The organism is Sandaracinaceae bacterium (assembly GCA_016706685.1).
Classification (GTDB): Bacteria; Myxococcota_A; Polyangia; order Polyangiales; family Houyiibacteriaceae; genus JADJJE01.
In genome coordinates this window covers 47,442-61,254 of record JADJJE010000001.1, presented here as the reverse complement: position 1 = coordinate 61,254, position 13,813 = coordinate 47,442, and the positions used below count along the sequence as shown (strand labels likewise).

14 protein-coding genes are annotated in these 13,813 nt (G+C 70.3%); 5 read left to right on the top strand and 9 right to left on the bottom strand.

Translation table 11 applies throughout. The features are described 5' to 3' along the window. Positions 1–1,266: a CDP-alcohol phosphatidyltransferase family protein gene (locus IPI43_00260; protein ID MBK7772562.1), complete on the top strand. Its 1,266-nt coding sequence runs from the start codon at positions 1–3 to the stop codon at positions 1,264–1,266. Between the two features lie 2 nt (positions 1,267–1,268). Beyond that, entirely contained in the window at positions 1,269–1,937 is a 669-nt protein-coding gene (locus tag IPI43_00255; GenBank protein MBK7772561.1) for a hypothetical protein, read from the top strand. A 29-nt stretch (positions 1,938–1,966) separates the two neighbouring features. On the opposite strand, the gene IPI43_00250 is transcribed toward IPI43_00255, so the two are convergent. Genes IPI43_00250 through IPI43_00210 form a run of 9 tightly spaced genes read right to left on the bottom strand, consistent with a single transcriptional unit; the run spans position 1,967 to position 9,301 of the window. Further along, on the bottom strand, positions 1,967–2,332 hold the full coding sequence (locus IPI43_00250) for a hypothetical protein (protein ID MBK7772560.1): 366 nt from the start codon (positions 2,330–2,332) through the stop codon (positions 1,967–1,969). Positions 2,333–2,385: 53 nt separating this feature from the next. Beyond that, positions 2,386–3,075, bottom strand: coding sequence for a hypothetical protein (locus IPI43_00245; protein MBK7772559.1), 690 nt, complete (start codon positions 3,073–3,075; stop codon positions 2,386–2,388). After that, positions 3,072–3,953: an alpha/beta hydrolase gene (locus tag IPI43_00240; GenBank protein ID MBK7772558.1), complete on the bottom strand. Its 882-nt coding sequence runs from the start codon at positions 3,951–3,953 to the stop codon at positions 3,072–3,074. Before IPI43_00240 ends, IPI43_00245 begins: the two co-directional genes overlap by 4 nt. A gap of 60 nt (positions 3,954–4,013) precedes the next feature. Next, positions 4,014–5,531, bottom strand: coding sequence for a GMC family oxidoreductase (locus IPI43_00235; protein MBK7772557.1), 1,518 nt, complete (start codon positions 5,529–5,531; stop codon positions 4,014–4,016). Then, on the bottom strand, positions 5,528–5,947 hold the full coding sequence (locus tag IPI43_00230) for a hypothetical protein (protein MBK7772556.1): 420 nt from the start codon (positions 5,945–5,947) through the stop codon (positions 5,528–5,530). Before IPI43_00230 ends, IPI43_00235 begins: the two co-directional genes overlap by 4 nt. A gap of 8 nt (positions 5,948–5,955) precedes the next feature. Then, positions 5,956–6,570: a hypothetical protein gene (locus IPI43_00225; GenBank protein MBK7772555.1), complete on the bottom strand. Its 615-nt coding sequence runs from the start codon at positions 6,568–6,570 to the stop codon at positions 5,956–5,958. A gap of 36 nt (positions 6,571–6,606) precedes the next feature. Continuing rightward, positions 6,607–7,404: a FadR family transcriptional regulator gene (locus IPI43_00220; GenBank protein ID MBK7772554.1), complete on the bottom strand. Its 798-nt coding sequence runs from the start codon at positions 7,402–7,404 to the stop codon at positions 6,607–6,609. A 34-nt stretch (positions 7,405–7,438) separates the two neighbouring features. Continuing rightward, complete coding sequence (locus IPI43_00215) at positions 7,439–8,704, bottom strand: alpha/beta hydrolase (GenBank protein ID MBK7772553.1); 1,266 nt, start codon at positions 8,702–8,704, stop codon at positions 7,439–7,441. 57 nt (positions 8,705–8,761) lie between these two features. After that, positions 8,762–9,301 carry a hypothetical protein gene (locus IPI43_00210; GenBank protein MBK7772552.1) on the bottom strand — a complete coding sequence of 180 codons (540 nt, stop codon included), beginning with the start codon at positions 9,299–9,301 and terminating at the stop codon, positions 8,762–8,764. 131 nt (positions 9,302–9,432) lie between these two features. On the opposite strand from IPI43_00210, the gene IPI43_00205 reads away from it, so the two are divergent. Genes IPI43_00205 through IPI43_00195 form a run of 3 tightly spaced genes read left to right on the top strand, consistent with a single transcriptional unit; the run spans position 9,433 to position 13,807 of the window. After that, positions 9,433–11,784 (top strand): hypothetical protein, encoded by a 2,352-nt coding sequence (locus tag IPI43_00205; GenBank protein ID MBK7772551.1) that lies wholly within the window; start codon positions 9,433–9,435, stop codon positions 11,782–11,784. Beyond that, positions 11,781–13,523 (top strand): thrombospondin type 3 repeat-containing protein, encoded by a 1,743-nt coding sequence (locus tag IPI43_00200; GenBank protein ID MBK7772550.1) that lies wholly within the window; start codon positions 11,781–11,783, stop codon positions 13,521–13,523. The genes IPI43_00205 and IPI43_00200 overlap by 4 nt, the downstream gene beginning before the upstream one ends. Then, positions 13,442–13,807, top strand: a complete 366-nt coding sequence (locus IPI43_00195) for an OmpA family protein (protein ID MBK7772549.1) — start codon at positions 13,442–13,444, stop codon at positions 13,805–13,807. Before IPI43_00200 ends, IPI43_00195 begins: the two co-directional genes overlap by 82 nt. Positions 13,808–13,813 lie beyond the last annotated feature (6 nt).

The following is a 13,813-nucleotide window of genomic DNA, read 5'->3' as shown; positions in this document are numbered from 1 at the left end:
ATGACCGAGCCCGTCGAACGCTTCCTTCCCAAGCCCGTGTTGGTGGACACGCTCGAGACCCGTCTCGGCCGCGCCATCCCGGTGCACCCGCACGTGCTGTCCGCCCTCAAGCTCCTGGTGGTCACGCCGCTGATCGCCGCGGGGCTCCTGGGAGGTGTCGAGGCGCTGCGCAGCACCGGCGCGGTCATCGGGCTGTTCTGCGCCTTCGGCGTGCTGGACGCGCTCGACGGCATCGTGGCGCGCGCGCACGGCTTGGACACGGACGCTGGTCGCATGGTGGACCGCCTCACCGACTTGCCGCTGCTCCTCATCGTGGGCGTGGCGTCGTTTTCGGTGCTGCCGCCCGGGCTGGTGGTCGCCAAGCTGGCGCTCGACGTGCTGTCGCTGGTGCTGTTCGTGGTGAAGCGCCGCACCACCGAGAACCGCGTCCGAACCACCCTCACGGACGCCACCATCCTGGCCATGCTCCTGCTGTCGCTGGGGCGCCTGGACGCGTTGGTCACGCGTGAGCTGGTCAGCGCGCTGCTCCTCGCGAACGTGGGCTTCACCGCGCTGGTGGTGCTGTTCCAGCTGGGCGTGCTGCAGAAGCGCTTCATCGCCGATGCGCTCTCGGGGGCCAACGCGCTGTGCGGCGTGGCCTCCATCTACTTCGCGTCCCAGCAGAAGATCGAGGCCAGCCTGCTCCTGTTGTTGGTGGGCGCCGCGTTCGACGGCCTCGACGGGGCTGCCGCGCGCAAGTGGGGCGGCACGCGCTTCGGGGTCTACTCGGACGACATCGCCGATGGAATCAACTACGCCATCGCGCCGGGCGTGGCGCTGGCCTACGGTGTGGGCGGCACGGAGGGCATCGTGGTGGGCGCGGTCTACTCCACCCTCACCATCTCGCGCTTGGTGTTCTTCACCCTGAACAAAGACGGCTCGGACCCCAACTACTTCGCGGGCGTCCCCTCCACCATCGGCGGGTTGGTGGCGCTGTCGTCGCTCCTGTTGTTCCGCGAGTCGCCTTCGCTGGTGGGGCTCTTCGTGGGCATCGCGGCGGTGCTCATGGTCTCGTTCGATTCGGCGTACCGGCACCTGGGGCGGATGATCTTCGCTGCCTCGCGGGCCAAGACGCTGGTGGGCCTGGTGGCGGCCGTGGTGCTCGTGGGCGGCGGCGCGCTCTTCGGGGTGCGGGTGCCGGCAGCCATCATCTTGGCCGGCAGCCTGGCCTATGGCTTCCTCCCGCAGGTGGCCCGCTTCCGCGCGCTGCTGGCGAAGAAGGCATAGCCGTGCGCGCGTGGTTCGACCGCCTCCGCGGGCAACGTTGGGCCAACCTCCTGGTCGTGAACCTGCGGCTGCTGCTCGGGTTCGCGTTCCTGCCCGCAGGGCTCAAGAAGGTGCTGGGGGAGCGCTTCACCGACGCGCACAACGTGGGCGCCTTCCACGAGTTCCTGCACGCGTTCTTTGCGACGGGGCTCTTCTATCGCTTCGTGGGGGCGCTCCAGCTCACAGTGGCGGTCCTGCTCATGACGCAGACCTTCGGCACGCTGGGCGCGCTCCTGGCGCTGCCCATCTTCACGGCCATCACGGTGCTCTGCTGGAGCACGGGCGCGGTCTTCACGGGCGTCATGACCACGCTCATGCTGCTGGCCACGCTGCTGGTGTGCGCCTGGGAGTACGAGCGCTTCATCGGGGTGTTGCGGCCGGCCTTCCACCCGGGCGTCGAAGCGTCTGCCGGTGTCGCTCGGCGTGCCGAGTCCGCGCTGGTGGACCTCGGCCTCTGGCGCGCCTGCGGGGTCGCTGTGCTGGTGCTCTACCTGGCGTCGTGCGCGCTGGCGGGCGGCATCTACCGGCCGCGCGGGCTCGACCTGGGGCGACCGGAGTTCTACGTGTTTCCGCTGATCGCGTGTCTGCCGGTGGTGACGTGGGCGTGGGAGCGGAGGCGACGGCGGGCGTGAGCGACCACGCCTCATCATGGGCGCGGGAGCTACTGCTCGGGCGGACCCATCATCGTGAGCGTGAGCATCAGCGCCACCAGCATGAGCACGCCCGTCACGAACGCGAGCGGCTTCAGGCTGCGGGCGCCCCAGCGGTCGGCCAGGGCCATGCCGCTGAATGCCCCCAGCACCACGCCCGCGAAGTTGCCGATGACCATAGGGTAGGCCGCGCCGAGCCACGCGCCCAGCCCCACGCTGCCCATCAGACCGAGGCTGGCACCCGAGAACCAGCCCAGCACGGTGGCTGCGCGCTGGGCCACGGGCGGCTCGGGCGGCGCGGGTGCAGGCGGCGGAGGGGACGCCTCGGGCGGGGCCTCAGGGGCGTCTCGGGTCTCGGGGCTGGCTTCGTCGGTCACGCGCGGGAGCCTAGCAGCGGCGGGCCCCCGCGGCCCGCTGAAGGGCCGTGCTGCTAGAGCAGGATGCCCAGCGTGACGGCGAAGCCCGCGCTGGGGCGCAGCTGGAGCGCCAGCCCACCCACGAAGTCGGTGCTGAGCGCGGCCGTGAACAGGGTGGAGAGCTCGGCCTTGGCGCGGATGGGGAAGCGCACACCCAGCTGAGCCTCGGCGGTGCCGCGCGTGGCGCGCCCCACCACGTCGCGCCCGTTGGCCTCGCGCACACCCACCACGCGCAGCGAGCCCATGCCGCCAATGAAGGGGCCCACACACGCGCGCCCATCGAAGTTGCCGAAGCGGCTGCGGCCCATGAAGTAGAAGCGCCAGCCGAGACCGAAGCCCGACGCGGTGGAGCGGAAGTCGCCGCGTGCGCGCCGCTCGAAGGAGTACTCCACCACGAGGCCGAGGCGAGTCTGCGGGACGGCGTACTCGTAGCCCGCGACCAAGCCGCGTCGCAGCAGGGAGTACGGGTACACGAAGATGGCGTGGCGGTGGGGCTCGTGGACGACCTCGTCGGTGGGCTCCTCGTCCGGCTCGCTTCCGGCCTCGGTGGCAGCCGCAAGCTCGGGCACGTCGGACTCCAGTGACGCGGTGGCGGCGGGGTCCTCGCCGGCGGGGTCTGCCTGGGCTCCCGCGCGACCAGACGCCACGTGGACCAGGAGAGTGCTCAGCAGCAACCATCGGAGTGACAGGCAGGCGCGGCTCATGGTTGTCCGATGTGGCGGTCGAGGAAGTCCAGGATGACCGCCCAGGCCTCGGGCGAGTCGTTCGAGAGCGCGATACCGAGCGACGATGCGTCGTCGTTCGGGTTGAACACGTGCCCCGTTCCGGAGAGCTCCAGCAGGTTGGCCTCCACGCCCTCGGCGCGCAGCAGGTCCCGCATGGTGCGGCTCTGCTCGATGGGCACGAACAAGTCCCAGCGGCCATGCACGAAGAGCGTGGGTGGGTCGTCTGGCGAGGCGTGCTCCACCGGAGACGCCAGCGCGTAGAGCTCGGGGATGTCCTCCTCGCGTCCACCCATGAAGCGGCGCACCAGGTCGGCGTCCCTCAGCCCGCGCATGTCCGTGGGCCCCGCGCCGCTCACCACGGCGGCAGGCTTCATGGGTGCGCCCTCGGCGCAGTCCGGCACCAGCAGTGGGTCACCGGGCTCGACAGCCACCAACGTGGCGAGGTGCGCCCCGGCCGAGTAGCCCATGACGGCGATGCGCGTGGGGTCGAGGCCCAGCTCGTCCGCGTGGTTCTGCAGGTAAGCGAGGGCGCAGCCCACGTCGTGCACCGAGTTGGGGAACACACCGTCTGGCACCAGCCGGTAGTTGATGTTGCCCACCACGTAGCCCGAGCGCGCGAAGCGCCGCGCGATGCTGCGGTAGCTGCGGTTGTCGAAGTACGTCCAGGCGCCGCCGTGCACCGTGAGGATGGCTGGCCGCCCCACCGCGCCGTCGCCGGGCAGGTAGAGGTCCATTTGGTTGCGCTCGAAGCGCTCGTCGTACTGCACGCGGCGCTCCACGGGGGCTTCACAGCCCAGCGCGACGAGGAGGCAACCGCAGAGCAGCGCGCGTCGCTGAGCACCCAGGAGAGAACACATGCCGCAGTAAAGCACGCGGATCCCCTGCGTGGGGCGCAGCGCGGTCGAATCCCGAGCCGCCTACTGCGCGATGCGCTCGGCGATCTTCCAGGCGATGGCGCAGATGGTGTGCTGTGGATTCACGCCCAGGTTGGTCGGGAAGAGCGACGAGTCCACCACGTAGAGACCATCCACGGCGTGGCAGCGGCCATCCGGACGCACCACCCCAGCACGCGGGTCGCGGTGCATCGCCGCGGTCCCGAACAGGTGCGCCGCGATGAAGTGAAAGCGGCGCGGGTCGTCGTCCAGCGTGTCGAGGGCGCGGGCTTGGTCCGGCGACGTGAGCCGCGTGGGCAGCCCGTGCACACCCGGCCACACTTCGCTGGCGCCTGCCGCGAACATCATCTCCACCAGCCGCTTCACGCCCAGGCGGTAGCGCGCCACGTCCGCGTTGGTCAGGTCGTAGCTGACACTCGCGCCGCCGGTGATGCCGGGGCGAACGCGCCCGTGGGCCTCGGCGCGCACCTGCACGCCCCACTGGGCCACGTGCCCCACGCGCGCGAGCCGTGCTTGCAGGTCGGCGCCGAAGCCCGGGAGGCGCGTGGCCGCGATCTCGGGCGGCACGGATACGCTCTCGAACTTCATGCGCTCGTCCCAGAAGTGCGTGGTCTCGTAGCCCTGCGTGGCCCCGAAGAACATGTTCACCTTGTCGTCGAACACGCCCATGACGCTGGTGCCTGGGTGCGACTGGAAGCGCCGCCCCACCTGGCCACCGCGCACGCCGCTCTTCATGAGCAGCACGGGCGTCTGGATGGCGCTGGCCGCCAGCAGCACGGCGCGCTTGGCCACCACGCGAATGCGTGGCCCGCGCGCGTCACCCGTGGGGTCGCGGAACTCCCCCAGCACCGCCACGGCCTTGCCGCCACGGATCTCCACCTTCGAGACGCGACACGCGGCATACACGCGCGCGCCCGCGGCGATGGCCTGCGGAATGTACGTCAGGTGCATGCTCTGCTTGCGCCCGTTGGGGCAGCCCTGTCCGCAGCGCGCGCTGCCCTCGCAGTCCTTCACGTTGCGCAGGATGAGGTTGCCCTTGGCCCCGATGCCCGCCACCCCCGCGCGCATGAGCGCGTTGTTCTGGCCCAGCACGGCTTCGGGGGCGGGCCCCACCGACAGCTCACGGTCCAGCTGGTCGAAGGTGGCCTCGAGGCCCGGGTAGCTCAGCAGGTCATCGATGGCGCCGTCGCGCTCCCACGCCGCGTGCACCTTCTCGGGGAGCCGGTGCATGATGGCGCCGTTGATCACCGTGGTGCCGCCCACCGCGCGCCCCTGCAGGATGGGCATCAGCACGCGCCCCCGTGCCGCCTGGAAGCCGAAGTCGCGCCACAACCCCTTGAACGCCGAGTAGGCGTCCTGGCGAAATCCGTCGCGCGGGATGGCGTGGCCCTCTTCGATCACCACCACGTCGAGGCCCGCTGCGGTGAGCACGCGCGCCGCGGTGGCGCCCGCCGCGCCGCTGCCGATGATGACGACGTCGGCGCTGTCTTCCACGACGGACTTGCCAGCCACATCGGCCAGGCTCTGCGTGCTGCCGCTCATGACTTGCTCCGCGCCCACTCGGGTGGCTCGCGGTCCACGCTCGGCACCCCGAGCTCGCGCTGCACCTGCGGCACGCCCAGGTAGCCGAGGCTGGCCACCATCTTCAGCAGCATGGGGATCTCGCGCAGCAGGTAGAGCCGGCTGTGGGCCAGCGCCTCGAGCACCTCACCGCGCTCCGGCACCGAGAGCCCCGCGAAGCGACGAAAGCGCCCAGTCAACAGCGGCCCGAAGAGCGTGACCACCCACGCGCCGGCGCGCAGCCCAAGCACGAAGTCGAAGGGCGCGCGCTTCGCGATGTCTTCGAGCAGGCCCTCGATGGGCACGTCCGCCGCGCCGAGGCGCAGCCCCTCCGCCGTCCCACCGGGGTAGATGGCGTCGAAGATGCGCAGCAGCCAGCGTCGCTCGAAGCGGAACATCGAGGCGCTCAGTCCTCGCGGCAGAGCGTGAAGTAGTGGTCGAGCGGCTTCTCGCCCTTGTAGGCGGCGCCAATCGAGACGTGCTGACTGACGCGGCGCATGAAGTCGCGCGTGCCGTAGTACACGAGCACCTGCAGGCCTTCGCGGTTGGAGCGCACGCGCGGCCAGCCCGAGGCCACCGGTCCGTCCGGGTGCTGGAAGTAGTCCACCACCCAGGCGCCGCGCGGCTCCCAGTTGGTGTTGCCCTTGGTGGCCTCGAGCACGAAGTAGCCCGGCCCCACCAATCGCTCGGAGGGCGCGTCGTTGTAGCCGAACGCGCGAGGTGTGCCGTCGGCGGGGCGCACCATGGGCTTGCGGAAGAACTTCTGCTTGTCCGGAAGGGGCAGGGTGTTACGGCCGTGGTGCACGATGGGACGCAGCGCCGGGAGGCCCTCCGGCAGGAAGTGCTCGAGCGTGATGCGGCCGGCTTCGACCGAGGCCTTCTCCCACATGGTGCGCTGATCCGAGCGCGTGGTGCGGCTGAGCTCGTGCATGCGCGAGCTGTGGGTCAGGCCGTCGAGGTGCGCTGCGATGTCGGCGATGGTGGTGCGCGGGGACTGGATCAGGGACGTGAGCTTCGGCATCGTGTTCGGGTCTTTCGAGGGGGGGCGGGCCACCCGTCAGTGGGCGGCGCGGGTCCAGGAGGAGGTGCGGTACGGTTGCTGCGGGAGGGTCAGGATGTGCGCGCGCAGCGCCTGGTGGTGCGCGCTCAGGTAGGCGGCGTGCGCGTTGATCAGCACCTCGGGCGGCAGCGGCGAGGTGATGGCGCCGTTGAACATGGCCCGCTGCGAAGCGCACTGGGCGCGCGCGTCCACGAGACCGAACTGCAGGCGCGTGAGCTTGCGCCGGATGCCGCGCGTGGAGTTGGCCACGAGCCGCAGCGTGACGTCGCCCAGCAGGTCCACCATGCGGTCCTGCAGGGCTATCTCGAGCTCGGTCACCTGGTCCAGCACAGCGTCCGTGGTGCCGTCCAGCGCGCGCAGCTGCGCCTCGAAGAACGCGTCGATCTCCCGCAGGTGCTCGGGCTGGGCATCCGCTAGGGCCGAGGCCACGAAGCGCGGCATCATGACGTTCCACTGGTCGAGCGCCTCGAGCAGGAACGCCCCACCCAGCTCGAGCCCCGGCACCTCCAACACGGCGGCCAGGAAGTCGATGCCCGCGTGGCGCCGGTAGTCCAGCACCGTGATGCCCGAGCCCTGCGTGGCGCGCAGCAGGTTCATGCGCGACAGCTGGCGGAGGGCCACGCGCAGCGACGTCCGGTCCACGCCCAGCTCCTCGGCCAGCGTCCGCTCTGGCGACAAGCGCTCGTTCGGGGCCAGTTCACCCGTGAAAATACGGGCGATCAGCTCGTCGGCCAGACGGTCGGGCAGCGTGCGGGTGCTCGGCTCGATCGGGACGTCGGGGCGGCGGGGGGACATTTGGATAAACCAATGTCCGGGGTTGGGCCTCACGTCAAGCGCTCGTGTCGCCGGCGCACAGCCGCACCAGCTGGGCGTACACCGCCGGGTGGTTCTGCAGCTCGTGGTGCATGACGCCGCCGTAGTGGCTGGTGTCGATGGAGAACGTGCTGCTGGCCATGGCGGGACCAGAGGCGCTGGGCACGCGCACCAGCAGGTCGCCCATGAGCCGGCCGACGGGGTGCTCGGGGTCCACCGTCATGGTGGCCGACATGAAGTGGTGGGTGGCGTGCGGCAGGGGCAGCGCCTCCCGCGCGAGGGGACTATCCGAGAGCCAGTGCTCGTCCACGATGGGTGCGTGGCGCATGTCGTGTACGGCGGCGCTGCGGCGCTCGAGGATGCGGGCCAGGATCTGCGTGGCGGGCAGGTCCACCCGGGCGAGCGCACCGGTCAGCGCGTGTCCGAAGTGCGCGAGCGGCGCCCCCTGGTGTGGCGAGCCCAGGTAGAACACACGGCGCACGTTCGCGGTCCAGGGCAGCTGGTCGGCCTCGCCGTAGTGGCAGGCGCTGCTGATCACCAGGCCTCCCATGCTGTGGCCAATGAGCGTGAGCTCGATGGGCTGCGCGGGATACACGCGCACCAGCTCGTCCAGCATCAGCGCCAGGCGGCGCCCGCACTCCGAGATGTGACGCCCGGTGTTGTACCGCAGGAAGAGCGGCGTGTAGCCCAGGTCACGCTGCAGCATGCTGCCGAAGTTGGCGGCCGGGTCGCCGTGATAGGTCTCGGACTTGAGCGACCACGACCACTCGGTGGTGGCCATGCCGTGCACGAACAGCGCCACCTTCGTGGTGGCTTCGGGCAGGGCGGCGCGCAGCGCCTCGGTGGTCAACGGCACGTAGCGGTCGCCCGCGCGCAGCTCCATCGACAGGTCGAGCCCGCTGTCGGTCTGGTGCAGGTGGTCCCCCACGGCCGCGTTCACCAGGCCCAGCGCCGCGTCGCCCACCCAGTGCAGGCTCGACATGGCGCTCGACGTGAGCGGAACGGGCACCACCTCGGGATCGTACTCGCCCAGCGCCACGTCCAGGCCCACGTCCGTGACCACCTGCACCGAGCGGTTCACCACCTTGATGGTCCCCAGCACGGAGCTCGTCCCGAGCCGCCGCACGGCGTCCACGACACGCGCGGGCTCGCGCAGGGGCGGGACCTCGTCGGTTACGCGCATCACCGTGCGCGAGGTGGACTCGTGCCCTTCGCGCACCAGCTCGACGGTGGCGTCCACCGCGTCGTGAATCAGGGACTTGAGGCCGCGCCAGCGTCGCATCTGGGGAGTGTGACACGGTGCCCGGGCGGCCATCGTCATGGTGGCGTCACGGTCGCGTCACGGCGCGAGCGGGAAGTAGTGCGTCCACACCAGCGCATCCAGCACGCCCGTCTGGAACAGGAACAGCAAGCTGCCGACCACCGCGAGCGCCCAGGACACCCGCGGGCCCCGGGGCTGCATGCGCAGCAACGCCACCACGAGCGCGAGTGAGCCGAGCCCCACCAGCGCGAGCACCACCCGGATGACTAGGAACAGCGCCCCCGACGGTGCGTCGAGGTAGGCAAAGGTCAGCGGCATCCACACCGCGGAGGGCAGCAGGATCAGCGCGAAGATCGCGTGGAGCGCCGTGAACGGCAGCCCGCCGAAGCGCGTCTCGTCCGGGTTCGCCCGCAGGAAGAGGTGCTGGGCGAAGGCGAAGTAGCCCGCCGTCGCGCTCAGCATGGAGGCGGTGTAGAGCGGCACCCATGCACGCGGTACGCCACCCCAGAGGGCGTCCCCCACGTCGGGGTGTGTGGCCAGCATGAAGCCGTAGCTTCCGAGGACGGCCAAGCCGCCCACGAGGTTCAGCAAGAGGAGGGAGAGGCGGCTGCGGTGCATGGCTCATCCCTGTTGCTCGCAGACGGGATGAGCAACCCTCTGACGTTCGGCACGTGCTCGGCGCGTGACTGCGCTTGCCAATCGCCACTCGTGGTATCGTCTCGGGCATCTACCTTCGCTTGGAGGTTCCTATGAGAACCGTTGGAAATCCGTCCCTCGTGCTTGCCGGCGCCATCCTGACGCTGGCGCTGCTGCCGAACCCCACCGCCCGAGCAGAGGGTTCTCTGGGTGCGGGGGCCGAGCTGGCTCCCTCGCAAGCGCTGCGCGGCACTACCAACGTGTTCGTCGACGTGATCGACGTCAGCATGGAGACGTTCGTGTGGACCGGGAAGGGCAGCGTCACGGTGTTCAATCCGGCCGGCACGTCCATCGGGACGTTCGCGAGCGGCGCCACCATCACCCCGACCATGAGCGGCAGCTACCGCCTGGACCTGCTGGAGGACCAGTTCGACTCCAACATGAGCGGCGTCATCCCCGGTACCCAGCAACCCTGGGACGTCACGCTCTTCCGCAACGGTGTGCCGCGCGATGGTCGCGTGTATTCGTTCGCCTGGGGCTTCAACACCGGCGGCTTCAACGTGGCCTCGGCCACCAACGCCAGCTTCTACGCGCGCGTCCCCGGCGGCGACGACGAGAGCTTCGCCGTGATGGAGCTGCGCACGGACGGCCTCGCGGGCTTCATCTTCGAAGTGCAGGGCAACAGCACGGGCGTGCGCGGCCCCAACGCCGGGCGCAGCGTACCCGAGGTGGGGAACAGCGCGGCCGACGAGTACCAGATCTATTTGAACCCACCGGACGACGCGACCTACAGCTTCCTCGGGCCGCAGGTGCGCGACTTCAGCTTTCAGGGCGGCACCGAGACCCCCGGGGGCGTGAGCACGTGCGACGAGTTCGTGGCGGGCAGCACCGAGGGCGAGTTCGTCTTCACCTCCAACGTGGTGGGCTCCTTTCACCTGGTGTGCGACCTCAACGACGACAACATGTTCGACATCGTGGACGACGGCGACTTCCTGATCCTCGGGTCGGCGGTGGCGGGCGAGAACCGCGTCACGTTCGACGGCCTCGACAACCAGGGCGACCCCTTCCCGGTGGGCAATCACCAGTGCCGGGTGCGCGTGACCGTGGGCGAGTTCCACTACGTGGGCCGCGACATCGAGACCAGCTTCCGTGGCCTGCGCATGTTCCAAGTCGGCGCCGATACGTCGCTCACGCCGCTCGACATGTACTGGAACGACAGCCTGGTCTCCGCGATGGACATCAACATGCCCGCGCCGTTCGCCTTCGTACCGGCGTCCACCTCCGGCCCGAACGGGCTCAACTCCGGGAGCCCGAGCGCCATGCCGGTGCCGTTGGGCGAGACCACGGTGCTCCCCACGGCCAACGCGCGCGCCTGGGGCGACTTCGTGTCCGTGGGCGGATCCGGCACCGGAAAGGGCAACGAGGCGTACCTCGACACGTACACGTGGCTGTCCGAGGCCAACAGCTCGCCCATCACCATTCGCTCGGTGGACGGAACGCTCGACACCGACGGCGAGGGCCTGACCGACTACATCGAGCGCTGCACCACCGGCACCAACCCGCTCCTGGCGGACACCGACGGTGACACGGTCAACGACCAGGTGGAGACCCGCAACGGCCGCCCCGGCGTGAACAACGACGGCGACGCGCTCGTGGACGCGCTCGACCCGAACGACGACAACGACTGCATCCCCACGGCGGACGAAGACGTGGACATGAACGGGGACCCCACCAACGACAACTCGGACCCGGACACGCGGCCCGACTACCTGGACGACGATGACGACGGCGACGGGGTGCTGACCTGCGCCGAGGACACCGACGACGACGGCGACCCCACCAACGACGACGCCGACATGGACGGCACGCCCAACTACTTGACGGAGGACAGCGACGGCGACTGCGCGCTCCGCGCTACCATCCCGACGCTGGCCTGCAACGACCTGGTGGACGCCTGCCCGCTCGTGGACGAGGACGCCAACGGGTACATGGACACCGATGGCTGCCCCGAGCCCGACCGCGACAGCGACGGCGACCCGGACGACGTGGACAACTGCCCGGACACGCCCAACCCCGGTCAGGAGAACCTGGACGAGGACGGCACGGGCGATGCCTGCGATGACGACATCGACGGCGACCTGCTGCTGAACGTGTGCGAGATCCCCGAGGCCGACGCATGCCCGGCTGCGTGTGCCACCATCTGCGCCACGCCGGCCGACTGCGACGGCTGCGCGGCCACCGACCCGCTCGACGCCGACACCGACGCGGGCGGCCGCAGCGACGGCGACGAGGTGGCGCGCGGCTCCGACCCGCTGCTCCCAGTGGACGACCCGCTGCCGGGCCTGCTCTCCGGAGGCGGCGTCTACACCTGCGCCGCAACCCCCGGTCGAGAGGCACCGCTGCCGCTGCTCGGGCTGTTGTTGCTCGGCGTCTTCGTGGCGCGTCGCAGCACGAGGCGCTCATGAAGAGGCGAAACGAATCCCGCCGCCGGCTCCTGGGCACAGCGGCGCTGCTCGCGCTCGCCCTCTCGGTGTTGGTGCTCGGCCCGCGGCAGGCGCTGGCCCAAGAGCGCTTCGACCCGCAGTTCTTCCACCCCAGCATCACGCAGCGCAGCAACGCCGCGGGCGTCTGGTCGGCCGACGTGCTGCCCAACGCGTCGTTCGAGCTGGGCCTGCTGGGTCACTACGAGTCGCAGCCGCTGGTGGTGCGCAGCGCGGACGGAAGCCGCATCTACTCGGTCATCGATCGCCAGGCCAGCGTGCACCTGCTGGCGGGCGTGGGCATCGCCGGCCGGCTCGAGCTGGGCATCGACGTGCCGGTCATCGTCATGCAGCGCGGCGACACCATCCCCACCATCCCCAACTTCGACCTGGATGCGTCGGACGCGGGGGCGGGGGCAGGCGACGTGCGCTTTGCCGCCAAGCTCCAGTTCTTCACCACGCACACGGACGAGTCTCCCGGGGGCACCGCGCTCGCGCTGGTGGTGGAGGTCTTCTTCCCCACCGGCAATCAGGACATGTTCCAGGGCGAGGGCTGGCGCTTCTCGCCCACGCTGGTGTTCGACGGCGTCACCGAGAACCGCCACCGCATCTCGCTCAGCGCGGGCTACACGCACCGCAGCGACCTCGAGTCGGCGGGGCTCAGCGTGGGCGGCACGTTCGACTGGGGCTTCGCGGTGCAGTTCCGCAGCCAGTACGTGCACGTGGTGCCCGAGATCCGTGGGTCTATCGTGGTGGCCGCCGAGGACCTCGACTACGAGGAGATGCCGGTCGAGACCGCGCTCAACTTCCGCTTCCTGCCCGTGCCGCAGCTGCAGATTCAGGTCGGCGGCGGGGTGGGGCTCTTCCAGGGCGTGGGCTCGCCGGACTACCGCGTGATGTTCGGCCTCAGCTGGCTGCAGGTGCCGGATGGCGACCGCGACGGCGACGGGATCCGCAACGCGAGCGACGCGTGCCCGGACGTGGCCGAGGACATGGACCAGTTCCAGGACGAAGACGGCTGTCCGGACCTGGACAACGACAGCGACGGCATCCCCGACACGGCGGACGCCTGCCCGAACGACCCGGAGGACGGCGACGGCTTCGAGGACGAGGACGGCTGCCCCGACCCGGACAATGACGAAGATCGCATCCTGGATGCGGACGACCGCTGCCCCAACGTCGCGGAGGACCACGACGGCTTCGAGGACGAAGACGGCTGCGTGGAGCTCGACAACGACGGCGACGGCATCGTGGACGGGGTGGACGAGTGTCCGCTCGAGGCCGAGGACATGGACGGCTTCGAGGACCGCAACGGCTGCCCGGATCCGGACAACGACCGCGACACCATCTTGGATGGCGTGGACACCTGCCCGCTCGAGCCCGAGGACATGAACGGCGTGCACGACGACGACGGCTGCCCCGAGGTGGACACCGACGGTGACGGCCTGCTCGACCCGCGCGACACCTGCCCGCACGAGCCCGAGGACCGCGACCACTTCCAAGACGAAGACGGCTGTCCGGACCCGGACAACGACGCCGACGGCATCTTGGACCCGCGCGACCGCTGCCCGCTGCAGCCCGAGGTGATGAACGGCTTCGAGGACGAGGATGGCTGCCCCGACGAGAGCGTCATCACCGTGACTTGCGCGGCCATCGAGATCCGCGAGCGCATCCACTTCGAGAACAACCGCGCCGTGATCCAGCACCGCTCCTTCGGGCTCTGAATCAGCTGGCTGCGGTCATCGCCTCACGCCCGGACATCCGGCGCGTGAGCATCGAGGGCCACACGGACTCGCGCGGCCGCGATCAGCACAACCTGCGGCTCTCGCAGCAGCGCGCCCATGCGGTGCGTGAGTACCTGGTGGCGCAGGGCATCGCCGGGGACCGCCTGGCGTCGCAGGGCTTCGGCGAAGAGCGCCCCGTGGAGTCCAACAACACCCCCGCCGGCCAGGCCGCCAACCGGCGCGTGGAGTTCGTCATCGTCGAGCAGTCGGGCTGTCAGGACTGAAACGGG

What these genes read in the sequence shown, in the direction of transcription:
- IPI43_00260 (MBK7772562.1), top strand. Translation starts at nt 1, where the DNA reads ATGACCGAGCCCGTCGAACGCTTCCTTCCCAAGCCCGTGTTGGTGGAC.
- IPI43_00245 (MBK7772559.1), bottom strand. Translation starts at nt 3,075, where the DNA reads ATGAGCCGCGCCTGCCTGTCACTCCGATGGTTGCTGCTGAGCACTCTC.
- IPI43_00240 (MBK7772558.1), bottom strand. Translation starts at nt 3,953, where the DNA reads ATGTGTTCTCTCCTGGGTGCTCAGCGACGCGCGCTGCTCTGCGGTTGC.
- IPI43_00235 (MBK7772557.1), bottom strand. Translation starts at nt 5,531, where the DNA reads ATGAGCGGCAGCACGCAGAGCCTGGCCGATGTGGCTGGCAAGTCCGTC.
- IPI43_00230 (MBK7772556.1), bottom strand. Translation starts at nt 5,947, where the DNA reads ATGTTCCGCTTCGAGCGACGCTGGCTGCTGCGCATCTTCGACGCCATC.
- IPI43_00225 (MBK7772555.1), bottom strand. Translation starts at nt 6,570, where the DNA reads ATGCCGAAGCTCACGTCCCTGATCCAGTCCCCGCGCACCACCATCGCC.
- IPI43_00220 (MBK7772554.1), bottom strand. Translation starts at nt 7,404, where the DNA reads ATGTCCCCCCGCCGCCCCGACGTCCCGATCGAGCCGAGCACCCGCACG.
- IPI43_00215 (MBK7772553.1), bottom strand. Translation starts at nt 8,704, where the DNA reads ATGCGACGCTGGCGCGGCCTCAAGTCCCTGATTCACGACGCGGTGGAC.
- IPI43_00210 (MBK7772552.1), bottom strand. Translation starts at nt 9,301, where the DNA reads ATGCACCGCAGCCGCCTCTCCCTCCTCTTGCTGAACCTCGTGGGCGGC.
- IPI43_00205 (MBK7772551.1), top strand. Translation starts at nt 9,433, where the DNA reads ATGAGAACCGTTGGAAATCCGTCCCTCGTGCTTGCCGGCGCCATCCTG.
- IPI43_00200 (MBK7772550.1), top strand. Translation starts at nt 11,781, where the DNA reads ATGAAGAGGCGAAACGAATCCCGCCGCCGGCTCCTGGGCACAGCGGCG.